This is a genomic window from Marinomonas piezotolerans (assembly GCF_003362755.1).
GTDB lineage: Bacteria > Pseudomonadota > Gammaproteobacteria > Pseudomonadales > Marinomonadaceae > Marinomonas > Marinomonas piezotolerans.
In genome coordinates, this window is record NZ_QKRA01000001.1 from 592,793 (window position 1) to 617,035 (window position 24,243).

A 24,243-nucleotide genomic window follows, 5' to 3' on the forward strand; every position below is an offset into this window, starting at 1 on the left:
CCTTGTGAAAAAGTGCCATTGGCTGGGTAAAGAAAATTTATGATGTGAGGCTACCAAATATGTGAGCCATAGTAAAAGACTCGAATCCATGGCGTTTTTGTCTATTTAGTTGTCGCTATCTGTAATAAAGTGATCTTATGATTCGTCAAATACGGATAATGCGTCTGCGATGACTGCGGTCAGACAGGTACCTATTCCTAGCCTGTCTTAGTTCTCTTATAGAAATAGAAAGTGAGGGTGTTTATGCGGGTTTTCTCGAGTATCCGTGGTCGTCTACAGACCAGCTACTTTATTTTGTTGGTACTTCTAATCGCGGTGCTGACCCTGTCAGTGTCGCGTTTCAATATTTTGTCGAACAGCATCGAAGAAATCGTGGATGAAAACGCTGCGCTAGTGGAGTTAACGGGCGAGCTAAATGTTAATGCAGAAAGTCTGGCAAGCAATCTTTTACTGCTCTTTGTATTAAAGGAACGCGAAGACCGCATTAATATTTATAAAACCATTGACGGCTTGAATAAAGAAATGGATCAAAGCCTTGAAGCAATGCTGGCACTGGTTACGTCCGATAAAGACAAGCGAGCCATTGAAAACCTCAAAAAGCAAAGAGCCGTGTATCAAGAAGCCCGCCAAGCAACGCTCGAAGCCATAGAGTTTGGTGAGGAAGAAGAAGCCAAAAAATTGATGGCTGGCCGTACCCAAGATGAACTTAAAAACTTCTTAGCACAAACCTCCGCTATGGCTGAAGAACAACGCAGCATGATGCAGACTCGTCAGCAAACGATCATTTCTGAGTCGTATAGTGCGACATTGATGATTATTGGAGTGGGGGTTCTGGCATTAGTCGTTGGCCTTATCATGTCTCAACTGATTACCCGCAGTATCGTTACACCACTGAAACAAGTAGCAGGGCTATTGGACCGGGTCGCCAAAGGAGATTTATCTCAGAGCATTGATATCAAACAGCAGGGCGAGATCGGGCAATTGGTAGACAGCGTGAAAAGCATGCGCACAAGTCTCGTGGCGGTAATTACCAAAATTGATTCCAGTGCAAAGACAGTAGTGACCTCGGTAGACAATATCAGCACCAGCGTGGTTGATATGAAAAGCGGATCGGACAAACAAGAGTCCATGGCCAACGAGATCAAAGAATCCATTGGCGAGCTATCCAATGGCGTAAAAGTGATCACTGAACATGTAGGTGTGTCGCGCAATCAAGCGGAAGCCGCGCACGACCTTGTCAAACATGGTCGCGAAGCCATCACTGGTGCGGTGCGTGATATTACCTCGGTGGCCGCATACATTGAAGAAACCTCACAATCCGTTGTTGAGCTTAAAGAGAGTGCCACAACGGTAACTGAGTTTGTCGACAACATTCGTAACATCGCCGAGCAAACCAACCTGTTGGCGTTAAACGCATCCATTGAGGCGGCCAGAGCAGGGGAAAGTGGCCGCGGTTTCGCTGTCGTCGCAGATGAAGTCCGCAACCTTGCTACCAATACCGCAGATGTCACAGAATCGATTGACCAAGTCATTACTTCGATCGCATCTTTATCCGTCAAAATCTCGGATGAGATGGTTCAAGGCCAAGAAAAAATGCGCCAAGGCGTTATCCAAATCGAAAATGTGGTTGAGCCTTTAAATCGTTTGGAAATCGATGCGGAGAAATCTCTCAACAGCCTAGATGATCTGACCAAACTTGCTCAGCAACAAGAAGAGGAAGTAAATGAGATAGAAGGTAATGTGACTCATATCGTTGAAGTCACCATAAACAATGCTCACACGTCACAACGCTTAAGCCAGCTTACGAATGATTTAACGGGTGCTGCCGAGCAAACGAAAGAAGCGACCTCAACGTTTACCTTACCAAATGCCTAGTTAGCAGTAAGTGCAAACAATTTTTGTCATCTAGCAGGTATCTAGCTACATAAAAGCCCAACGATTTGTTGGGCTTTTTTGCTTTCCATTACCGGTCAATTTGGCGCTTATTCACTGCAACGCACCTCGGGCCCATAGAATGTATTTGTCACGGTCTAACGGACTGACACCGCGATACGGAATAATTTGGCCTTGTTCTAGTGTGCATTTTTCGTAGCCTGATAGACGCGTACTGAGCTTTGCCTGTCCGCCACTTAGAGACGCAAGAGTGATCGGATAGTCTAAGGAAGTCGCCGCTGGTACTTTGCCCCGAATAATAACACGACCACCCTGAAACTCTGGGGCATCAAAACGACCACGCATTTTAGTGATATCGCTGGTAATGGCCCCTAGTAACTCACTGTCTGCTTGAATCTGAAAATCTAAGATGGGCTCAAGCAAATCCGTATCCGCTTCATTCAGTCCATTCATAATCGCCATCGGTGTGGCAATGATGAAATCTCCGGGACGACTGTGCTGCACATGGTCTGAACCGTCAATGAGGGTGATTTTCGCATCGGTTACATTCCAGCCCTTAATCCCTTGTTTTAGTGCCTTATCAAGGTTCGCTTGGATTTCATTTTGATATTTTGCAGCGATTTGATTGACGCTGACATTAGACTTGTACTGTATTCCTGAGCCACGTTCTGCGGGCTCAATTAAAAATCGTACTATTGCCCAACATGGTTTAGGCATCCAATAGCACTCGTAACCTTCAATAGCTTTTGCAGGGGTTTCTTTGTAGATGATACTTGGCTGTTGAAACGTCGCGGCCAGACCAAATCGCTGTAAGAGCAATGATTGGAGTACTTCGACTTGGATCCAACCGTTGATGTTGACGTGCAACTCTCTCTGATCGGTCAACCATTCTAAATTGAGCAGAGGATCCTCATCAGCAAGCTCACTTAAAGCACTGGCCAACGTGCTAAAGTCTTTTTCCTGATCGGGAATCACTTGTACCGTTAACAATGGAGCGGAGAGTTGATAAGCATCGGGCACGGCATCGCCTCGACCCAATATATCACCAATTTTCACTGATTGAAGCCCACTTACGACGCCAATGTCTCCTGCTTCAATGCGGTCGATATCGTGATATTTCCCTCGAATTACGCGCTTAAGCTGACTCGCTTTGTCTTCGACTGACAGCTCGGCATGGCTGCGTGTTGCGTTATGCACCTTATCGCGCGCATGCAACACGCCTTCGAAAACTCGCACGTAAGCCATCTTACCAATGCGCGGATCGTGCTCTATTTTGAATACCACGGCTGACAAGGGGGATTCCATCACTCTCGTAGCGTTTGGTAAATACTGACTCACGGCATTCAGAAGTTCACGAATACCCACTCCTGATTTCGCGACCCCCGTTAGGACAGGGTACACTTGGTTGTTAGATATGGCAGTAGAAAGCTGTTGGTCTATGCTCTCAAAAGCAACGGGGGATCCCTCAATGACTGCTTCCAACAACTCATCGTCCAGCTCAGTTAACCGTTCAAACAAGGGCTGTACCCAAGCAGCCTGTTCGTCCGCAACGAATGTGTCGGAAACGCTTGCTGCATCCCATTTCTCACCAATCCCCGCATTGCTTTGGCCCAGGTTTATCGGCTGTTGAAGCAGCACCGCATGCTCGCTTAATTCCTGATGAATGTCCGCCATCACTCGCTCAACATCAGAGCCCGCGCGGTCAAGCTTATTAATGAAAATCAAAGTCGGGATATTAAGATGTTGTAGAGCATCAAAAATACTACTGGTATTCGCTTGTACACCCTCTACAGCACTCACGACAAGTATTGCGCAATCTAACGCACGTAGTGAACGCTCTACCTCAGCACTGAAATCCACGTGCCCCGGCGTATCAATAAGGTTGATTTGCTGGTGTTGCCAAAAGAAGGTTTCGGTCGCTAATCGGACCGAAATACCACGCTCTCGCTCCACCGAAAGAGAATCGGTAGCCGTGGTGCCATCATCTACGCTACCGACTTTACGTGTTGCGCCTGATGCGAATAAAAGCTGCTCGGTTAAGGTGGTTTTACCTGCGTCGACATGAGCGACAATGCCTATATTTTTACACACCTGTACCATGAAAAACCTCAACCAAGCCAAAGCTGCTTAGTGTACTGAGGTTAGCGTTGAAGTTCGAATGACAAAAGGTTGTAACGACATTAAATATTTGAATGCTTACGACAAAAGGGAAGGGAGGCGATGACTCGCTTAGCCCCTACCACCTTACTACGCCGTAATTTTCAAATCCCAGTTAACCGACGATAACAGCGGTTATGCTCAAATGGTATTCAACATTCAAAACTCGCATTTCCAAGGTAGAGCGCGACTACGGAATATGATGACACTATAAAAGATTAAACTGATTTAGTCTGAGGATTTATTAGATAAAATATTAATCATAGATTAATTACGTATTTTATCTTTTATAACACAACAATTGAGTGTTGGTATTGAGCAGCAAGACAGTAGATTCCGAAATGAAATAGCGCTATTAATATCATCATATTTGATAAACGGTTTAAGTGGGCCCGATCATGAAATGGCGTTTTGTAACACTGTTACTTATTAGCGTTTCCGTACCGTTCTGTTCGGCATTTGAATGGCAGTTACCCGATTGGCTATCACCGCCCCCCGTTCCCAAAGACAACCCGATGTCCTCTGAGAAAGTTGCGTTGGGCCAGCGACTATTTTTTGACTCTAACTTGTCTGGCGTTGGCTATGTCTCTTGCTCGACTTGCCATTTACCCAGCAATGGGTTTGCCGAGAATCGAACGGTCGCCGTTGGCCTGAATGGGGAGTTCCATCGACGCAACACCCAAGCAATCGTCAACAGTGCCTATATGACATCCCTAACGTGGTCAAACCCCAATCAAATACTGTTTGAGGAACAGGCTAAAGTACCGTTATTCGGTCACTCCCCCGTTGAAATGGGCACCAAAAACCACGAGCAACGTGTTTTACTTTATTACCAGCACCACCCACTTATCCCTAATATGTTTGAGGCTGCTTTTGGTACGCCTGACATCACGTTTGATCGCATTTTAAAAGCGTTGGGCGCGTTCCAGCGTACTCTGATTAGCTACAACTCACCGTTTGATCGCTTCCAGTATGAGCATCAAAACAATGCCATATCAGACGAGGCAAAGCGCGGTATGGCGTTGTTCTTTAGCGACGATCTGGGGTGCTCCAATTGTCACTCTGGCGTTCATTTCTCCGATGCGACCAATCAGCCCGGTTTTCACAATACGGGACTATATAATGTCGACGGTGCAGGAGCGTACCCTGATACAGACCAAGGATTATACGACATTACGAAGAACCCTTTAGACATGGGTAAATTCCGCACGCCTACGCTTCGCAATATTGCCCTTAGTGCGCCTTATATGCACGATGGCTCAATCTCAACGTTAGAGGAGGTAATTGATCATTACGCAGCAGGAGGCCGAGCGGCTATGCACGGTGATCCTTCACCGCTACGCGATGTGAATATAAAGCCATTCAGCCTTTCACAACATGACAAGCAAGCGTTGATCAGCTTCTTAAACAGCCTAACAGACGAATCGTTCGTGAATGCGGAACAGCACACATCGCCATTTAGATAGCAGTTCACGTAATCCCCCCCAATTAGGGGATTGTTGGCCAGCCTTACGTTCCTTACCTTTTCTATATAGAAATAGTCTATATGAGGTAAGAACATGTTCTCCCAACCACTTAAGTACGTCTTTATCAGCTTTCTGGTACTGACACTTAGCGCTTGCCAAGAAAGCTCAGACTCAGACGAAAAAAGCACCGATACATCAAGCAATGTAACGAATTCAACGGGTAATTCATCCGGCACTTCTGGTACATCAGGGAATACTGGCGGCTCTACGAATGGCTCGACAACGACTAAGACATCATTGCTAAAGAGAACCTACAATAAAGGCGGATCAGCAACATTTGTAGAGTTCGTCACAAATGGTTCAGCGATTGCCGCAGTGTCTAATATCGGCTTGAATGCCGCATTCAGTGACGACCTTGTTGGAACGTTTAACTTAGGCACTGGGTTTTCAGAGCCTGTTGCGATTGATACAAGCTCCAAAAATCTGTACTACGGTAATAACAATTCTTACACGTGGAACAAGATGTACGACACTGACATGACATCAAACGGTGATGTCATAATGGCGTGGGCGCAACCTACTAATAGATTCCAAGCCGATGTATTAGCGTCCATTTGGACATCCTCAAATCAGACGGCATCCACACCCGCAACGCTCCATAACGATACGACACATGAAATCTACTTTCCTCGTGTTACGGCATGGAGAGATGGTGCGACCACTAAAGCAGTTGCGGTGTGGAAACGAAAAGCCGCGACAACCAGCACAGTTGAATACAGCTACTTCGATGGTACTAATTGGTCAACGAAACAAACCGTGAGTGGTTTATGTGCAGGGTGCACCTCTTTTATGGCTCACGATGTGGGTTTAATCGGTGGCGACCAGACGGTGCAAATGATTGTTGATGGGACAGGGGACTCCAAGCATAAAGTGTTTGCTTCAACCTTCGATAAGACCAATGCCACTTGGTCTACACCCGCCATCATTAGTTTGGATGCTTCAGGGGAGAAAGATTTTAAATGTGCGAACCCCGATGGCTATTTGGGGAATAGCCTAACGGTTGCTGAGTCTCCTGACCGAAAAACAGCCGTTGTGGGGGTATTTTTTAAGAATTCCAGTAGCTGCGAAACCGCTCAGCAAAGCGATGCCAGCATTTGGGCCATTCGTTATGAAAATAACACATGGCAGAAAGTCGAGCAGCTAGGCACCATTGAACATAACGACCAAACAGGCAAGCGGAATACAACAAGCTGGTTGCAATTCTCGCTCAATAACGAAGGCAATATCTTAGCCGCATACGGTAAGCCTTTGGTTGCACAGTTCTTTGATGCGTCTTCCGACACATGGGATAACGGAACACTGTTTGATTCGGCTAACTCTGGCTCGATCAGTGACACGGTCCAAGTGGGGACGGCCTTAGACTCCAGCAAGGGAATTGTAGTGGGTGTAACGTCTGTCTCATTGATCACCGATCCAAACAAAGCAGAATACAGATGGTTTGATTTAACGACCAAGACGTTTGGCCCGATTACTGAACTGGATTTAAGCGGGCAAACGACAAATATCCAGGCCATTATGAACGGCTCCAAAGCGCTTGTCGGGGCAGCGACATTTGACACGCCCAACCGAGACAAGTCGACACTGGAGATTTTTGAACTCGATGACAAGTAGCGCAATAGCGTTATAAGATGGATAAAGAGCACCGCTAGTTAGAGTCGTTAAAGGCCCTAACTAGCGGATGACTCACATCACACAGTTTTATTTCCCTTTTGCTTCGCGGTTCTTCGATTGCGTTCTTAAAATCTGCTTACTAAACGATTTCATATGTTGCCGCTGTGCATAAGCACCTTGTGCTGAACGCTCATTAAACGCGTCTTCCTTGAGCAGCTTTTGATAGTTTTCCCAATGAGAGATGGAAAGCTCTCCCACCTCTAACGCTCTTAAGATCTGACATCCAGGTTCAGTTTGATGAGTACAATCAGTGAATTTACAGCGTAAACCTAACTGCACAATGTCACTAAACACTTCTTCAATACCGTCTTGTGCACTGAGCAACTTCAACTCTCGTATGCCTGGCGTATCAATGAATAATACACTTTGCTCATTGATGATTAGCTGCCGCGAGGTCGTCGTATGCTTGCCCTTATCATCGTCCTCACGAATTCCTCCTACGTCTTGAATGACGGCCTGATTAACATCGTTAGGCGTAGAAGTAGAGTGAAATAGCGCATTGATTAAAGACGACTTACCGACACCAGAGGAGCCCACCATTGCGATGGTTGTTCCTGCGTAAAGAAAGTGATTAAACGCCAACAACGTATCGGGCTGTCGCATGGACACTCCGATCACATTGTGGGCCTTTAGAGTACAGATCTCGTCTAGATACACCTCTGGATCTTCGGTCAGATCGATTTTATTGAGAACAATCACTGGTTCAATAGAGCTTTCGTACGCCATCGCTAAGTAGCGCTCTAACCGCTTCATATTGAAATCACGGTTAGCGCTGGTAACGATAAAGAGGTAATCAATATTGGCTGCGATCATTTGACGCTTTTGATTACTAAATCTCTCTAGTTGGTTTTTAGCTTCCAAGACGTCAACAATTCGATAGTGCTCATTGACTTGTTCTGCGATCACCCAATCACCGACACACAAGTGCTCACTGATGGGTTTAAATCGATCAGGGCAGAGCAACTCAACTTCTCCGTCGTCCCATTGATGGCCTACGCCTTTGATGATTGATCGATGTATAGCGCTGATTCGAAAAGCAAACCATTCATTGGATTGTAGCTTCTCAAATGCGTGCGCATCTAATTGTTGCAGATAAAAATGGCTCCAGCCTAAAGACTGTAAGTTAGAGATATTCAATTTTAAAAACTCCGGCTAAGGTAACAAAAAAATTCGTTAGGTAACGCTGTGAACGCCGGATGAGACAGGAGGGATCTTTGGAGCAAGATCGTATAGAGGAGTGGTTCGAAAACGCTATCGACTTACAATTAACGTAGTTCTAAGATATGTCACTCTTTGCTGCCTGATTCGGCGTCGAGTACAAAACAATCATCAACTATCTCCTTAACAGTGAACTTGAACCATTGATTCTGGTTGAGTTTAAGCGTTTGGTCAACACTTAAAACAGCGGATTGAACTTAACATCATTGAACGATGTAACTTGCCTAGCCTCGACACACTAATTTAGCCCTAAGCGAGTAGCAAGGCTCGCAGCTTCTGCTCTTGAGTTTACGTGTAGCTTGCGATAAATCTCTTTAATATAACCAGAGACGGTGTGATGACTTATATCCATAAGCTTGGCGGACTCTTTGACACTATAACCTTTGGCGATCAAGCGCAGTACTTCGCTTTCTCTAGGCGTCAGATGCAATAGGTTTGCTTCGATTTCTTCATCGTTTAGATCAGGACGCTGGCCTTCGAGTGGATTAGTGGTGTGGAATTGATTCAAAAGTTTCATAGCAATAAGAGGCGATAGGGCAGGCCTATCCGAGACGATACCTTGGAGCATAGCAACCAATTCGTCTTCTTGCTGATCTTTTAATAAGTAGCCGTTTGCACCGGCCTTCAATGCGCTGAAAAGATAGTCGTCGTCATCAAAACTGGTGAGGACAATACATTGAACCGATGCTTTTCTAGCTTTGATATAAGAAATCACTGAATCGCCGCGGCCGTCAGGAAGATTTAAATCCACCATCATCAAATCCGTTTTGCAAATATCCAAAGCATGAACTTCCGATACGGTAGAGATGCCCACCACGACAGCCTGAGGAAATACCCGCTTACAGAGTTTCACCACCCATTGCTGCACGTCTGGGTGGTCTTCTAGTACGACGATGTTTTTCATACGCGCCCCTGTTGTGTAGTGTGTTTCAAAACGATAGGCACGCTCAGCGTCATCACAAGATGTCCTACTGAAGACATTTGCCAGTTGATGACCCCTTGCAGCTGAGCCACGCGACTTCTTATATGCGTCAACCCTCTGCCAGGTTTCCAACTATCTGGAGGTGCGACCTGTCCGTCATGCTCGATCCGGATCAATAGGTCGCCAGTGTCATATTGAATGTCGACATTGATAAAAGTTGGCGCAGCATGACGAAAAGCATTCGTCACAGCCTCTCTTAAAACCTGCCCTAAATTCAGTCGTTGCAATCCTCCTAACTGGCTTTCAACCTCAATCGCGGAGCTATGTAAGTTGAAATTAAACGCTAAGTCATCACCCGTGAAAAGTTTCTCTAATGCGCCTTTCCAACGCAGCAAATTCATTGAAAGCGGGGACATATTATCGTCTAGAGCGGATAAGATATCTCTCAGCTCATTCCAGGCATAACGAGCCAACAAAGCACTTTGTGGGTCCTGTTTTTGGTGCATTATCGAAAGCAAGTAGCCGCCTAACGTATCGTGCATATCTTGACGGATACGTTTGCGCTCTAACTGAATACCTTCCTCTTTTGCCTTACTGGCAGTCACCGCATTGTTAAACAAATTAACCAACGCATTGGCCGTTTTTTGATCATGACTATTGAACAAGCGCTTGCCACGATCCGCGTAAAGTAACTCTAATCGCCTGTCTTTATCAGGTAACGGAATCATCAATTGGCTACCATCGCTGGAGACGTTCACTTTATCTAAACGCTGCGGTAGAGAATTGATGTAAAGGGGATCATATAGCTTCACTAGGCAATCTTGCATGCCACTCGATAACTGAGAGTGATTGGCGCTCCCTGCGATAACCGAGACTATATCGGGTAACAATGATTGAAGTTTCTGCTCATTGCTCAATACTAATTTGTGCAATAACCGCTGCCGAATTGGAAAATAGACCCACCCCGTCAACGCTAACGCAAGCCAGCTCGCTTGCTGATATGAAATGTCTAATAGCACGATAAATAAAACATCAAGACCAATCACTAATAAGCCAAATGCGAACCAGATAAGGCTCTCAGACCACCACCTTTCATATTCAAATAATTTATAACGGGAAACTGCGATCGCCATGATCAAATAGATGCTAGCAAACGCACCAAATGCAAAGCTCTGAGAAATAAGGGGCTCTATTTCAAATATTGGGGGTAAAAAGATGAGCACGACAAAGATGCTCGGGCCAAAGATTGTAGATAGTGCAAACCACTTGATCAGTATTAGAAACTGAGGTTGAGTTCGACTGCGCCACCAATGGATCAACACCATCGATATAACACCAATCAATGTAGCACAAGAGACCAAACGGATACTGACATCAAAGTTGGGTAACCACTGTAGGGTGTTGAGTACCCATAACGAAGCAAAACCAATGTATAGGTAACGTGGCACTTTAAGAGCTGAAATAGGGTAGGGGAACAACCAATTTAGCGAGAGCATCGCGGCGCAGAATATATATAACCCTAAATGATCCATAACTGACAAAAAATGAAATACCTCACCCGACACCGCGAGCGGGCGAGAGCTGTAGATCGCTGCTGGGAATATTGTCACCGCGATAAATATTGCTGATATATAGTACTGGGTGGCGGCGGGATCATTCTGCCGAAATGACCATAGCCATGCTCCGATGATCAATGCAATGGCAACAGGGACTAACTGAGCCCAAAAGTTGAAAGGCAACTCATACCAATGTCGATAGCCCGTATTCACCTTTAGGGTGGCGCCGTCTTCTGTTTTGAGCAACACATGGCTTTGCGACAAGTGGTGAAAAAGCGCACTTTGCTTTTCAAAAAAAGCATTGTACCGCTGGTAATCATTCAAATAGTCAGGCTCTTCAATTAAATCCACGGCTGATAACTGGAGCCACTCATCAGGGATGCCTGATATCGCCGTCACAATATGACGGTTACCTTGATCAGAGTACGTTAACCGCTGCTCTTCAACACTGAATTGACCTGTCACACTGGGCAATTGAGTGGCATAAAACACGGTAATAACCGCAAAGACAAACAACAACATTAATGTCGATATGATGACTTTGCTTGGCGCAAAGCGTAAAGCAATCGTAGGCTGCAGCGATTGAGGGGGCGCTTGATTCATATGGTTTTAACACTTACCCATGCACTTATTAACTCATAGTAGTCCAATTCCTTACTAGTTTGGCATGTTTTCAGCGTCATCTTAGCCCCCCTAATGAGGGGGTGCCTATATATGGCAGATACTCGTAGTGTCTGATCTATTGCTTACTAGGAGATCAAGCTGTGAATATTAAAAACGTTGTGACACCTATATTGATCACTTTACCCTTGTTATTGGCGGGGTGCGGTGGCGGATCGAGCGAATCAGACGACTCATCATCGGAGCTAAGCATTACGCCCTCATTGGGCAAAGTTAGCAACGCAGAAGTTATACTCTTTCAAAGTGATGGCTCTACTCAATTAGCACGGGGCGAGCTTGCAGACGATGGCACCATCAAAATTTCATACAGCGGTAGCTATAGTGGTCCTATCATTGTAGCGGTAAAAGGGGACAGCGACGCTGTCTACTTTGATGAGGCCAGTAACACAACTGTTTCGTTTGGTGCGGGAAAGTTGCTGCGAGCGATAGTGCCTTCTGGGACTAAAACAACTGGGGTGACGCCGCTGACTGAAGTGGCTTATCAATTGTCCCTTAACAACAGTATCGCCCTTACTGATCAGTCGGTTGACCAACTCAATGAGCGCGTGCGTAAAGCCCTAGCGCCTGAAATACTCAGCATTATTGAACCGCCAACCCTATTTGACGACAAAATCACAGCAGGAGATCTAAAAAACACTGACGCCGGTCGTTATGCGCTGCGCTTAGCAGCTCTCGCACAACTGGGAGCGTCGAATGCAAGCCCTGCATTGAGCATTGCTGAGCAGCTCGCTCAAGATATGGCTGATGGAGTCATCGACGGAAAGTCATCGGATAACGCTATCTCAGGTCTACTGTATGACTCCAATACATTAGCGTCCACACTAGACAGCCACCTAACAACTTTCGCAACGAAATATGGCGCAGCGGATCTAAAATCAGCTTTGAGTGGTTATGCCGCCATTACAAAAACTGTGGACGTTAAAGACCTATTGAAACAGGGAGCAGGTAACAGTTCGCTACCTTCATTTGTTTCAGGAAAAATCGTCACGATGGAATATAACAGCGCTGCCACGGGCTCGCCGTATGCCAATGGAGATAAAGTACTATTTTCTTTCAGTAGCAGTGGTAGCTTGATGCTCACAGACCAATACACTCTAGTGGCCAAAAGCTTTACCGTTCGAGGTAACGAATACGTTTGGAGCGATGCCACTAATAATCTTGAGTATGCGCTGTCGGTATCGAATAACGCTATTAACGAAGTGAATGTGTTCGGCTCTGGGACTAAGCCGTTTTATGGTCAATTTACGTTGGTTAAGCAGGCCAGTGATCCGGTAACTCTAGACTTAACGGGTGATGGAGCCGCGTTAGCAGGAGGGAGTGGAGCAACGGGAACCGCAAACAAGACAACGTATACCTATACTGGGCACCCCGTCGCTGGCAGTCCTTTGTATTCATCTGTTCCAACCACTAAAACTGGCTTCTTTACGGCTTACGATGGTACCAACGCACTCACCAAATGGACCATTTATGGGTTCCCAACCACACTTGGCACTTATCAGTGTGGCGGCGGTGGTACCGCTCCGTTTATTTCTCTCACGTTAAGTGGTGTTCCGTATTTGTCAGCTTCGTGCAAAATCGAGGTGACATCAGTGAGTACAACGGAAGTAGAAGGTCGATTTGCAGTGGCACTAGAAGGTAGCAACAAAACCTCCTTTAGTACGGTTTCAGATGGATACTTCCGTTACAAAGTGCCAGAAACTCCTGCGGGTAATGGATTAGGGCAAGGCGAGCTTGGCTATAGCATGGACGTCAACGGTAAGAATGTCACAGTCAACAATGTGCCAGCTTTAGACGGCGCGGATCGACAAGTAGCAGACTATCTAACGCTTGGCGACACGCCTACATTCCAAATAAATATGATTCCTGAAGGTAAAAGTGGTTCGTATACTTGTGGTCAAGGCCCAAATGCATATCGGCGCGTTGCCATGTCCTACCAAGGTCATTCCTCCAACAATTCTGGCTCATGTACGGTCGACGTAGTCTATGCCAATGGCGTTTACTCAGGTACCTACAGTGGCACACTGTACAGCAATACTGGAGACAAAATGGTGATTACCAATGGAGTACTACGAAACGACGGCTCGTCTCTTTAACTCAACAACTTAAAACAATGGCAAGTAACCTTTAGGGAAAATGTCTGTTACTTGCCATAGGCACTCCAATGACTTCGCCAAAAAATAGATGTACCTGTTTTAAAAGCGATCTATGATAAGTCCATTAGTGTCGCGCGAATACCGTGCTACGAATGTGAAAAGGAGGCCATATGGACTTATCTCAGCAACAGGTGATTGACTTCTGGTTCAATGAAATCGAACCGAAGCAATGGTTTGAAAAAGATTTAGCGTTTGATGCTTTGATCCAGTCTCGATTTGGAGTACTTCATGATCGAGCGAAGGCGGGAGAACTCGTTGGTTGGCGCAATACTGCGCAGGGAGCACTGGCGGAGGTCATCGTTTTAGATCAATTCAGTCGCAACATATATCGCGACCAGCCAGAATCGTTTGCGAGTGATCCCTTGGCGTTATCCTTGGCTCAGTTTGCGATAGCAAAAGGCTTTGATGTTGAGCTAACGACTAATTATCGAACCTTCCTGTATATGCCATTCATGCACAGTGAATCTAAACTGATTCATCAAGAAGCGTTGCGCTTATTTGAATCGCTTGGTGTGGAGAACTCCCTACATTTTGAAAAGCAGCATAAAGCAATTATTGATCGTTTTGGCCGCTATCCGCACCGAAATGCCATTCTAGGCCGTGTATCGACAGCGGAAGAAGCTGCTTTTCTTGAACAGCCAAATTCAAGTTTCTAGCCAGTTTATAAACAAATCAGCCATGTAGTAGAGGCATCAACATTGGAAATTATTAGAAGTCGTGAGTTCACTGCAAGCCGTGCTTGGGGCGCTAAAGAAATCGCCAATATGGGGGGAATAACGACCCGCTTACATTGGACAAACCAACCTTATAAATGGCATATCAATGATGGTGAAGAAGTGTTTGTCGTGTTAGATGGTACGGTTGAAATGCGGTACAAAGAGGATGGCTTAGAGCTCTCGACATTACTTACGGTAGGCGATATTTTCTACGCATCAATCGGTACTGAGCATGTTGCCCATCCACAGGGCGAAGCAAGGATCTTAGTGGTAGAAAAAGAGGGCAGCGTATGAGTTATTGGCACACTAATACGGCATGGACTGATCATGTTTATTCCATGCCATATCAATGATGCCACGCTAATAAGCGCTAATCTTCGTCGTTAGCGTTTTTAATACGATCTAATCTATCCTGCTCTTCTTCAAATGCCGCTTGAATTTCTGTTAACACGGAATCCACGTCTGCGGCTTCCTCAGGCTCGTCAAAATGTCCGGTTAACTCAGTATCAGGCTTGAGCTTACCGGCTTCGTAGATCGACCAGATCTCTTTCGCATATTTTGTATCAAGCAACTCTGGGGCAAAAGCGCCATAGTAATCACGCATGTTATTAACATCGCGTTCTAGCATCCATTCGGCATGGTTATTAGCGACAGCGTCAACCGCTTGCGGTAAATCGATGATAACGGGGCCTTTGGAGTCAACTAGTACATTGAACTCGGACAAGTCCCCATGCACGATTCCTGCGCACAACATACGAACAACGTCGCGAATAATCTGATCATGATCAGCACGTGCTTGCTCAGCAGAAAGGGTCACGTCGTTTAAACGAGGGGCTACGTCACCATCATCATCGGTGACAAGCTCCATTAACAGTACGCCATCAAAACAACCATATGGAGTAGGGACTCGTACGCCCGCTTGGGCCAGTTTAAACAGTGCGTCAACTTCCGCATTATGCCAAAGAGTCTCTTGTTCTTCACGACCGTATTTGGAGCCTTTTTCCATCGCTCGTGCACGACGACTATTACGGACTTTGCGACCTTCACGATATTGCACTGCCTGTTTAAAGCTGCGCTTACCAGCATCTTTATAAACCTTCGCACAACGTATATCTGAACCACAACGCACGACATAAACGGTTGCTTCCTTGCCACTCATTAATTGGCTGATGACTTCATCAACCAATCCATCTTCAATCAGTGGTTGAATTCTTTTAGGGACTTTCATGTGGCTCCTATTGTGGGGGGCAAACGACAGACAATACGAATGCTTTTAGACATGGTGATTGCTCATTACCCTAAACTATGAAGGGTAATGATTCTAGACTGCGAGTATCGGATGCTTGGTGTCGTAACACAATAGCGTAGGGCTAAAAAGGTATGTAACCCACCGTCTAATTTATCTAGGCCTAATTTGTGAACACAAAATACACAGCTATCCTCAAAAACCAGTCATATTGTTACCCAATACGACCATGGTGCGCGCATTCGTTGCAGCCACGCTCATAAGTGGTTGACATAATTAACTTTAATGATAATTCTTTGGAAGCAAATAGGTTAAAAGGTGATTCTGTGCAATACCTGCAATTATTTGTTCGTCTTTTTACAATGAAGTAGTTGAAAAAGGACGCAATGGCCCTTAGGTTTATAGATGTGACAATAAAACGCTAAACGTCCCTAATTTCGAGGGGATAGGAATAAGGAATCAACACTTATGTATACACTAGATATCAGCGGTCACCACGTTCATACGACTGAAGAAGTTCAAGCTACCATCAAAGAGGGAATGGATCAGTTAGCTGAAATCAACAGCCACATCACTTCTATCAAAGTTATTGTCAATTCAGAAAACCATCACAACAAAAGCGAGCTAATCGTTGAGGCGAGAGTACACATACCAGGCCATGATTTATTCGCAACCGTAACCACCGATAAACAGTTGGCGATTGCGGTTGATATGCTCGTAGAAAAACTAGAGAAACAACTTCTGAAACATAAATCTAAACATGAGGGTCGTAAACATCACCCAGACGCTCGTGATGTAGAAACCGAACAGGAGCGAGAAGAACAAGCAGAGTTTAATGAGTTAGAACGCCGTGACGTTGTCTAACGTTCATTAATCACTCAAAAAAAGAACCCGCTGAGGCGGGTTTTTTTATGCCCACAGATTACTTAGCTCATCACTCTACGATATACATTGATTCCCATCTGCCCCTGTAATAGCTGCTGCAAACGCCTAGCGACAGTTTTATACAAACCTTAGGAAATGAATTAATACAGTGCAGCAGAACTAAAGTGGTGCCTATCAATAGGGCAAATAGATCTACTTCTGTGTTTGATTAGTGAAGTAAATCTAATTCAAACCGTTGAAAATAGGGGTTTTTAATTTATTGGCATAATAAATGCTTTACAAGAACCAGTAACTAACATTTCGGCGATCCCCATTGACGGGGAAGTCGCCTAAGTCATTAATCTTCAATGTTGAACCATTAATGACTGGCAAAGGTGCCTGTGATCACATTTTTTGTGCTCGCATGCACCTTTTTTTTGTTTTTAAGAAGCCCAAACTGGAGTTTGAATATGACATTAAGAGCCCTTACCGCTGCGTTACCCCAAACACATTATCATGCTGTGACAAAGCTAACTTGTGCGGTCATTCTTGGAGCGGGACTACTTTCTGGAAGCGTTCACGCAGAATTAGGTTACGCGGAAAAAGAAGAGCTAAAGTTTGGTTTCATCAAACTAACTGATATGGCGCCTTTAGCGATTGCGTATGAGAAAGGCTACTTCGAAGACGAAGGTCTTTATGTGACTCTAGAAGCTCAAGCGAACTGGAAAGTACTTTTAGACCGAGTTATTGATGGTCAGCTGGATGGTGCTCACATGCTTGCAGGTCAGCCGCTAGGAGCGACAATCGGCTACGGTACTAAAGCGCACATCATCACCGCATTCAGCATGGATCTAAACGGAAACGGCATTACTGTTTCTAATGATGTTTGGGACATGATGAAGCCTAACATCCCTGAGGGCCCTGATGGCAAGCCAGTACACCCGATCAGTGCTAGTACGCTAAAACCCGTAATCGAGAAATTCAAATCCGAAGGTAAGCCTTTCAACATGGGAATGGTGTTCCCCGTGTCTACTCACAACTACGAGCTACGTTACTGGCTTGCGGCGGGTGGCATTAGCCCAGGTTTTTATGCACCAGCAAAAGGTGACACAAGCGGCCAACTAAAAGCCGATGCTTACCTATCTGTTACCCCCCCACCACAAATGCCAGCAACGATGGAAGCAGGGACGATCTCAGGCTATTGCGTTGGTGAGCCTTGGAACCAGCAAGCCGTTTTCAAAGGCATTGGTGTTCCTGTTATTACTGACTACGAAATTTGGCGAAATAACCCAGAAAAAGTCTTTGGTGTGAGCAGTGATTGGGCGGAAGAAAATCCCATCACTCATATTCGTGTTGTGAAGGCCATGATACGTGCCGCTAAATGGCTAGATGAAAACGACAACGCTAATCGACCCGAAGCCGTCGAAATTCTGTCTCGTAGTGAATACGTCGGTGCTGATTACGACGTTATTGCAAACAGTATGACGGGGACGTTTGAGTATGAAAAAGGTGACAAGCGTGACATTCCTGACTTCAACGTATTTTTCCGTCATAACGCGACTTATCCCTACTACAGCGATGCAATCTGGTATCTAACGCAAATGCGTCGCTGGGGTCAGATTGCTGAGGGCAAATCAGACGACTGGTACATGAAAACCGCGAAAGAGGTTTACCGCCCAGATATCTACGAGCAAGCAGCAACAGCGTTGATCGAAGATGGCTTAATGGAAGCGGATGAATTCCCAGACTTCGCTACGGAAGATGGCTTCAAGCCACCACAAACAGGATTTATCGATGGTAAGACTTATGACGGCAAACGCCCTAATGAATACCTTAATAAATTCGAAATCGGTCTAAAAGGCGACGAGCAAATATAACGTTCAGCTCTTTGTACCAAATAGCAAGGGTCATATGACCCTTGCCAATCAATCCTTTTTATAAAATAGCGAGAGAAGCATGACGTTATCAAACCTATCTAAAGCATCGCTTAAAGACTGGTTGTCGACCTTCACCATTAAGAAGGCGCTGTTCCCAGTGATAGGGGTGTTGGTGTTCTTAGCATTATGGCAAGTTGGAGCCAGTCGAGTAGATACCTCTTTGGGTACGTTTCCTGGTCCTGTCGTTGTCTATGAACAATGGAATAGCCTCATTGATGATCATCAACGCGAGCGAACAAAAGAATCACAGTTTTATGAGCGCCAAGAGAAGCGCATCGAAGCACGCCAAGCAAAAGACCCTAGCTATGTCGGCAAAATCCGCAGCTACACGGGTAAACCCACTTTCTTCGATCAGATTTTTACTAGCTTATACACCGTATTGGCTGGATTTGGCTTAGCGACATTAATTGCAATCCCTGTCGGCATATTAATCGGCTTAAATAGTTCAGTGTACAGTGCGTTAAACCCAGTGATTCAAGTATTCAAGCCTGTTTCACCGTTGGCGTGGTTGCCACTGGTCACAATGGTGGTCAGCGCATCTTACGTATCTGATGATCCAATGTTTTCAAAATCGTTTTTGACGTCGATGTTTACAGTGACGTTATGTTGCATGTGGCCAACGCTTATTAACACTGCTGTAGGGGTGGCAGCCGTCGAAAAAGACCTATTAAACGTTTCCAAAGTGTTGCGTCTTGGTTGGGTCACGCACGTCATCAAGATCGTTATCCCATCTGCGATTCCTTTGATGTTTACGGGCTTACGTCTGTCATTAGGTATCGCTTGGATGGTACTCATCGCGGCAGAAATGTTGGCGCAAAACCCGGGGCTTGGGAAGTTTGTTTGGGATGAATTCCAAAATGGTAGCTCCAACTCGTTGGGACGCATCATGGTCGCGGTACTCATGATTGGTTTCATCGGTTTTGTATTGGATCGACTCATGCTTACCGTTCAACGCTACGTCTCTTGGGACAAAACCCAAGTACTTCGCTAATTCATTTCCCAACCTAAGGAGACAATCATGGCGACACATTTAGACATCAGTCAGGTATCCATCGAATTCCCGACACCCAAAGGGCCTTTCAAAGCGCTGGACGGTGTTAACTTAAAAATAGCCAAAGGCGAATTTGTCTCGCTCATTGGCCACTCAGGTTGTGGTAAATCAACTGTCCTAAACATCGTTGCAGGCTTGTACGATGCGACCGCTGGCGGTGTATTGCTAGATGGTAGAGAGGTAAAAGGCCCCGGTCCTGAGCGTGCTGTTGTGTTTCAAAACCACTCACTTCTACCTTGGTTAAGTGCTTACGAGAATGTCGAACTGGCCGTGAAGCAAGTGTTTCGAAAAACAAAAACAAAAAAAGAAATGCACGATTGGATTATGCATAACTTGGAATTAGTGCATATGACACACGCGGCCGACAAACGTCCAGACGAAATTTCTGGCGGGATGAAACAACGCGTTGGCATCGCAAGGGCGCTTGCAATGGAACCCAGTGTGCTATTGATGGATGAGCCATTTGGCGCATTAGACGCTCTAACACGAGCCCACCTTCAAGACTCCTTAATGGAAATTCAAAAAGACCTCAACAACACCGTCATCATGATTACCCACGATGTCGATGAGGCTGTTTTGTTATCTGATCGCATTGTCATGATGACAAATGGCCCAGCGGCTACAGTAGGTGAAATACTGCATGTTGATCTTGAGCGACCACGTGACCGTCTTTCATTGGCAAACGACCCTAAATACGTTGATTACCGTGCCCAAGTGCTGACCTTCCTGTATGAGAAACAACGCAAAGTAGAGCCGATTAGTTCTCCCGCACCAAGCAACAAAAAAACGAAGGGTAAAGTCGTCAATGGTTAGTACTTACGAAGCCTCCTCACAGCCTAACCTTGTCATTGTTGGCGGTGGGATGGCTGGCAGCAAACTGGCGCATGATGTTCACGCATTGGGCTTAAACTACCAAGTCACATTGATCAGTGAGGAAGAACAAGTCGGATACAACCGCATCATGCTTTCGGCTTTGCTAGCAAAGGATATCAGCAAGGAAGACATGCCTTTAGTTGACGTGACCAAAATGGCCAACGCTGGTGTAAGAGTTGTTGCAGGAGATCCTGCAGTGATACTTGATGTAAACCTGCGCACCATTACCTTAGCCAGTGGCACTCAAATTCAATATGACAAGTTGGTATTGGCGACTGGCTCAAGATCAAGCATTTTACCGCTTGAAGGTAGCGATGCTAAAAATGTTATCGGATTTCGTAATTGGCAAGACACGGAAATGCTTACGGAGCTATGTAGTTCGCTTCATGTAAGCGTTATCGGTGGAGGTTTGCTAGGTTTAGAAGCAGCCGTTGGCTTAGCCAAAAAAGGCCACAAAGTCACTGTCTACCACCGCTCTGAATGGTTACTGAATCGTCAATTAGACAGTACTGCAGCACACTTACTGCAAGCTAAGCTAGAAAGCTATGGCGTAGATTTTAAATTAAGTACATCACCAAATCGTTTATTACAAGATGGCTCCGGTGAAGTCGTTGCTATTGAATGCGACGATCATACCCAACCCACCGATTTGGTTGTCATGGCGGCGGGCATTACGCCTGAGATTACGTTGGCAGAGCGCGCAGGTATTGCGACTAGTCGAGCCATTACGGTCGATCCCCAAATGCGTACCTCTCATACAGATGTTTACGCATTGGGAGAGTGTTGTGAGTTTGAATCCCAAACATTCGGTTTGGTAGCACCGATTTGGGATCAAATTAAAGTATTACTACAGGTGCTCAATGATAAAACCTCGACATTTCAAATTGAGGCTGTACCCACCAAATTAAAAGTCTCAGGTGTAGACCTTTTCTCAGTTGGAAAGATCTCGCCAGATACTGGAGATGTTTGCATTTGCTACACCGATATCTCCACTAACCACTACCGCAAGTTAATGGTCAACGACGGCCAACTCGTGGGCGCAATTCTTTACGGCAACGTAGCCGATGGTAGCTGGTACTTCCAGCTGATCCAAAACAAAACAGATGTCTCTTGCTGGCTAGATACCCTGATATTCGGCGAAGCCTATTGCCGCCAGAATGCTGCGTAGCCAGTAAGAGCCATTTACTAAATTATCGCTTTGAGATCACCAAAGGTGAGGAATAGACAATGACGACATTAACACGCAAACAGAACCTAGTCGTTGTGGGTAACGGTATGGTTGGACACCACTTTATCGAATCCCTCATTGCACAAGGGGGACACAATGATTTTAACGTAACTGTTTTTGGTGAAGAGCCTCACCTAGCGTATGACCGCGTTCACCTAAGTGAGTATTTCACAGGAAAGGGCGCTGCTGAGCTAGCGATGACCGATGGCGCACTGTATGACGAAAATGGCGTTAAATATGTCACCGATTGCTTAGTAACAGGCATTGATCGCGCATCAAAACAGTTAACGCTAAAAGACGGTACAACAATCTCCTACGACAAACTTGTTCTCGCAACGGGTTCTTATCCTTTTGTTCCCCCCATTCCGGGACATGAACGGGACAACACGTTTGTCTACCGAACACTTGAAGATTTGGACGCGATTCGTGAGTGCGCGGCCACCGCAAAAACTGGGACAGTAGTTGGCGGCGGGCTGTTAGGACTAGAAGCAGCCAATGCTCTGAAAAGTCTTGGATTGGAAACACATGTTGTAGAGTTTGCACCACGGCTAATGCCTGTTCAGCTCGATGAACAAGGTGGCGCGGTTCTAAAGGATATGATTAAAGCGTTGGACGTCACAGTGCATACTGACACGGCGACAAAAGAAATCGTAGACGGTGAGGGCGCTTACCATCGCATGAACTTTGCAGATGGTACGCACATTGAAACGGACCTCATCTTATTCTCTGCTGGTATTCGCCCGCAAGATGCATTAGCAAAGCAATCAGGCTTAGAAATCGGGACTCGCGGCGGCATTTGTGTCAACAATCACTGCTTAACGAGCGATCCTGATATCTATGCCATTGGCGAATGTGCGCTTTGGAACGATCGCATCTTTGGTCTCGTTGCGCCTGGCTACACCATGGCAAAAACGGCAGTTGCGAATCTCCTAAATGACGCAGCAACCGTATTTACGGGTGCGGATATGAGCACCAAGCTCAAGCTATTAGGGTGCGATGTGGGCTCCATTGGTGACGCTCATGCTACGACTCAAGGCAGCAAAGTCTTTGTTTATCAGGACCAGCTTAGCAATGCGTACCGCAAAATGGTCGTATCTGAAGACGGCAAGAAACTGTTAGGCGCCGTTCTCGTTGGCGATAACAGCTACTACGATACCTTGTTGCAATACTATTTGAATGCGATTGATTTGCCTGAGCAGGCTCAGTCTTTGATTCTGCCCGCGACAGGTAACGCGCCAGTTGGCTTAGGTGTGGATGCGTTACCCGCGACGGCGTCTATATGTAGTTGCCACAATGTAACCAAACAGGATATCAGCGACGCGGTGAATTCTGGCTCTTTGAGTTTAGGTGATGTTAAGCAGGCTACGAAAGCAAGCAGTGGTTGTGGTGGTTGTGCAGCGCTACTAAAAAAATGTGTCGACCATGAGTTGCTTGCGTTAGGCGTTGAAGTGAGCACGGACATCTGTGAGCACTTTGCCTATACCCGCCAGGACCTCTTTAACTTAGTGAAAGTAGAAGGTATTAAAAGCTTCCAAGAGCTTTTAGACAAGCATGGTAAGGGACATGGCTGTGAAATTTGTAAGCCCGCAGTGGGTTCTATCTTAGCCAGTGTATGGAACGATTACGTCCTTAAGAAAGAACACATTTCTCTACAAGATACCAATGACCGTTTCCTAGCAAACATGCAAAAAGACGGCACCTACTCAATCGTGCCACGTATACCAGGCGGTGAAATAACGGCTGATAAGCTCATTGTGTTAGGTCAAGTTGCGAAAGAGTATAACTTGTATACCAAGGTAACGGGCGGACAACGTATCGACCTATTTGGTGCGACCGTTGATCAATTGCCTCAGATTTGGGAGAAACTAATTGCTGCTGGTTTTGAAACGGGTCAAGCCTACGGCAAATCCCTACGTACTGTGAAATCGTGCGTCGGAAGCACTTGGTGCCGCTTCGGTGTAAATGACAGCCTCTCAATGGCCGTCTCACTTGAGAATCGTTACAAAGGCCTACGTGCACCTCATAAAATTAAATTTGCGGTATCAGGCTGTACCCGCGAATGTGCAGAAGCACAAAGCAAAGATATCGGTGTCATTGCTACGGAGGGCGGCTGGAACCTTTATGTGTGCGGTAATGGTGGCATGAAGCCACGCCATGGTGATTTGTTTGCAAAAGACTTAGATGACGAAACGCTAGTGAAATACATCGACCGCGTTTTAATGTTTTACGTCAAAACTGCAGATCGATTACAACGTACGTCTGTCTGGATGGAGAATCTAGAGGGTGGCCTAGAATATCTAAAAGATGTCGTTATAAACAACAAACTTGGAGTATGTGATGAGCTTGAAGCTCAAATGAATCATGTCGTCGATACGTTCCAATGTGAATGGAAAACGACCCTCGAAGATGAAGCTGCACTGAAAACGTTCCGCCAATTTGTTAACCACGAATCAGCAGATGAAAACATCGTGTTTGTTCAAGAGCGCGATCAAATTCGCCCCGCAACAATTGAAGAAAAATCCCAATTAATCGCGAAAGCAGGCTAGGAGAT

At 45.7% G+C, this 24,243-nt stretch carries 17 protein-coding genes; 12 read left to right on the forward strand and 5 right to left on the reverse strand.

Annotation, left to right across the window (positions count from 1 at the left end; genetic code table 11):
* The first annotated feature begins 243 nt into the window (after positions 1-243).
* Complete coding sequence (locus DN730_RS02815; protein WP_115466575.1) at positions 244-1,875, forward strand: methyl-accepting chemotaxis protein; 1,632 nt, start codon at positions 244-246, stop codon at positions 1,873-1,875.
* Between the two features lie 111 nt (positions 1,876-1,986).
* Here the strand turns inward: DN730_RS02815 and DN730_RS02820 are convergent, their stop codons facing one another.
* The gene (locus tag DN730_RS02820) at positions 1,987-3,993 is read right to left on the reverse strand and encodes a GTP-binding protein (protein WP_115466576.1); all 2,007 of its coding nucleotides are present in this window, start codon (positions 3,991-3,993) and stop codon (positions 1,987-1,989) included.
* Between the two features lie 455 nt (positions 3,994-4,448).
* Between DN730_RS02820 and DN730_RS02825 the strand changes: the two genes are divergently transcribed.
* Positions 4,449-5,516, forward strand: a complete 1,068-nt coding sequence (locus DN730_RS02825; RefSeq protein WP_115466577.1) for a methanobactin export MATE transporter MbnM — start codon at positions 4,449-4,451, stop codon at positions 5,514-5,516.
* Between the two features lie 93 nt (positions 5,517-5,609).
* A complete protein-coding gene (locus DN730_RS02830) occupies positions 5,610-7,187 on the forward strand; it encodes a hypothetical protein (RefSeq protein WP_115466578.1) in 1,578 nt (525 codons plus the stop codon).
* An 87-nt stretch (positions 7,188-7,274) separates the two neighbouring features.
* Here the strand turns inward: DN730_RS02830 and rsgA are convergent, their stop codons facing one another.
* The 3 genes from rsgA to DN730_RS02845 all read right to left on the reverse strand — a co-directional run bounded on the left by rsgA (position 7,275) and on the right by DN730_RS02845 (position 11,546).
* Entirely contained in the window at positions 7,275-8,384 is a 1,110-nt protein-coding gene (rsgA, locus tag DN730_RS02835) for a ribosome small subunit-dependent GTPase A (RefSeq protein ID WP_115466579.1), read from the reverse strand.
* 319 nt (positions 8,385-8,703) lie between these two features.
* Positions 8,704-9,369 carry a response regulator gene (locus DN730_RS02840; protein WP_115466580.1) on the reverse strand — a complete coding sequence of 222 codons (666 nt, stop codon included), beginning with the start codon at positions 9,367-9,369 and terminating at the stop codon, positions 8,704-8,706.
* Positions 9,366-11,546, reverse strand: coding sequence for a sensor histidine kinase (locus tag DN730_RS02845; RefSeq protein ID WP_115466581.1), 2,181 nt, complete (start codon positions 11,544-11,546; stop codon positions 9,366-9,368). The genes DN730_RS02840 and DN730_RS02845 overlap by 4 nt, the downstream gene beginning before the upstream one ends.
* A gap of 161 nt (positions 11,547-11,707) precedes the next feature.
* On the opposite strand from DN730_RS02845, the gene DN730_RS02850 reads away from it, so the two are divergent.
* The 3 genes from DN730_RS02850 to DN730_RS02860 all read left to right on the forward strand — a co-directional run bounded on the left by DN730_RS02850 (position 11,708) and on the right by DN730_RS02860 (position 14,787).
* Entirely contained in the window at positions 11,708-13,717 is a 2,010-nt protein-coding gene (locus DN730_RS02850) for a hypothetical protein (protein WP_115466582.1), read from the forward strand.
* Positions 13,718-13,887: 170 nt separating this feature from the next.
* Positions 13,888-14,433 carry a DUF924 family protein gene (locus DN730_RS02855; protein ID WP_115466583.1) on the forward strand — a complete coding sequence of 182 codons (546 nt, stop codon included), beginning with the start codon at positions 13,888-13,890 and terminating at the stop codon, positions 14,431-14,433.
* 42 nt (positions 14,434-14,475) lie between these two features.
* Complete coding sequence (locus DN730_RS02860; RefSeq protein WP_115466584.1) at positions 14,476-14,787, forward strand: cupin domain-containing protein; 312 nt, start codon at positions 14,476-14,478, stop codon at positions 14,785-14,787.
* Positions 14,788-14,863: 76 nt separating this feature from the next.
* Here DN730_RS02860 and DN730_RS02865 read toward each other — a convergent pair whose 3' ends face one another.
* On the reverse strand, positions 14,864-15,721 hold the full coding sequence (locus DN730_RS02865; protein ID WP_115466585.1) for a PA4780 family RIO1-like protein kinase: 858 nt from the start codon (positions 15,719-15,721) through the stop codon (positions 14,864-14,866).
* A 486-nt stretch (positions 15,722-16,207) separates the two neighbouring features.
* On the opposite strand from DN730_RS02865, the gene hpf reads away from it, so the two are divergent.
* From hpf to nirB, 6 genes are all read left to right on the forward strand, one after another.
* On the forward strand, positions 16,208-16,603 hold the full coding sequence (hpf, locus tag DN730_RS02870) for a ribosome hibernation-promoting factor, HPF/YfiA family (RefSeq protein WP_115466586.1): 396 nt from the start codon (positions 16,208-16,210) through the stop codon (positions 16,601-16,603).
* A gap of 470 nt (positions 16,604-17,073) precedes the next feature.
* A complete protein-coding gene (locus tag DN730_RS02875) occupies positions 17,074-18,480 on the forward strand; it encodes a CmpA/NrtA family ABC transporter substrate-binding protein (protein ID WP_115466587.1) in 1,407 nt (468 codons plus the stop codon).
* A gap of 79 nt (positions 18,481-18,559) precedes the next feature.
* Positions 18,560-19,531, forward strand: a complete 972-nt coding sequence (locus DN730_RS02880; RefSeq protein WP_115466588.1) for an ABC transporter permease — start codon at positions 18,560-18,562, stop codon at positions 19,529-19,531.
* 27 nt (positions 19,532-19,558) lie between these two features.
* The gene (locus DN730_RS02885) at positions 19,559-20,404 is read left to right on the forward strand and encodes an ABC transporter ATP-binding protein (protein ID WP_115466589.1); all 846 of its coding nucleotides are present in this window, start codon (positions 19,559-19,561) and stop codon (positions 20,402-20,404) included.
* Positions 20,397-21,632, forward strand: a complete 1,236-nt coding sequence (locus tag DN730_RS02890) for an NAD(P)/FAD-dependent oxidoreductase (protein ID WP_115466590.1) — start codon at positions 20,397-20,399, stop codon at positions 21,630-21,632. Before DN730_RS02885 ends, DN730_RS02890 begins: the two co-directional genes overlap by 8 nt.
* 59 nt (positions 21,633-21,691) lie before the next feature.
* Positions 21,692-24,238, forward strand: a complete 2,547-nt coding sequence (nirB, locus tag DN730_RS02895; protein ID WP_115466591.1) for a nitrite reductase large subunit NirB — start codon at positions 21,692-21,694, stop codon at positions 24,236-24,238.
* The last annotated feature ends 5 nt before the right edge of the window (positions 24,239-24,243 follow it).

Coding starts and splice junctions, on each gene's coding strand:
- hpf (WP_115466586.1), top strand. CDS start 16,208: ATGTATACACTAGATATCAGCGGTCACCACGTTCATACGACTGAAGAA.
- DN730_RS02865 (WP_115466585.1), bottom strand. CDS start 15,721: ATGAAAGTCCCTAAAAGAATTCAACCACTGATTGAAGATGGATTGGTT.
- DN730_RS02845 (WP_115466581.1), bottom strand. CDS start 11,546: ATGAATCAAGCGCCCCCTCAATCGCTGCAGCCTACGATTGCTTTACGC.
- nirB (WP_115466591.1), top strand. CDS start 21,692: ATGACGACATTAACACGCAAACAGAACCTAGTCGTTGTGGGTAACGGT.
- DN730_RS02815 (WP_115466575.1), top strand. CDS start 244: ATGCGGGTTTTCTCGAGTATCCGTGGTCGTCTACAGACCAGCTACTTT.
- DN730_RS02825 (WP_115466577.1), top strand. CDS start 4,449: ATGAAATGGCGTTTTGTAACACTGTTACTTATTAGCGTTTCCGTACCG.
- DN730_RS02875 (WP_115466587.1), top strand. CDS start 17,074: ATGACATTAAGAGCCCTTACCGCTGCGTTACCCCAAACACATTATCAT.
- DN730_RS02885 (WP_115466589.1), top strand. CDS start 19,559: ATGGCGACACATTTAGACATCAGTCAGGTATCCATCGAATTCCCGACA.
- DN730_RS02880 (WP_115466588.1), top strand. CDS start 18,560: ATGACGTTATCAAACCTATCTAAAGCATCGCTTAAAGACTGGTTGTCG.
- DN730_RS02830 (WP_115466578.1), top strand. CDS start 5,610: ATGTTCTCCCAACCACTTAAGTACGTCTTTATCAGCTTTCTGGTACTG.
- DN730_RS02840 (WP_115466580.1), bottom strand. CDS start 9,369: ATGAAAAACATCGTCGTACTAGAAGACCACCCAGACGTGCAGCAATGG.
- DN730_RS02855 (WP_115466583.1), top strand. CDS start 13,888: ATGGACTTATCTCAGCAACAGGTGATTGACTTCTGGTTCAATGAAATC.
- DN730_RS02820 (WP_115466576.1), bottom strand. CDS start 3,993: ATGGTACAGGTGTGTAAAAATATAGGCATTGTCGCTCATGTCGACGCA.
- DN730_RS02890 (WP_115466590.1), top strand. CDS start 20,397: ATGGTTAGTACTTACGAAGCCTCCTCACAGCCTAACCTTGTCATTGTT.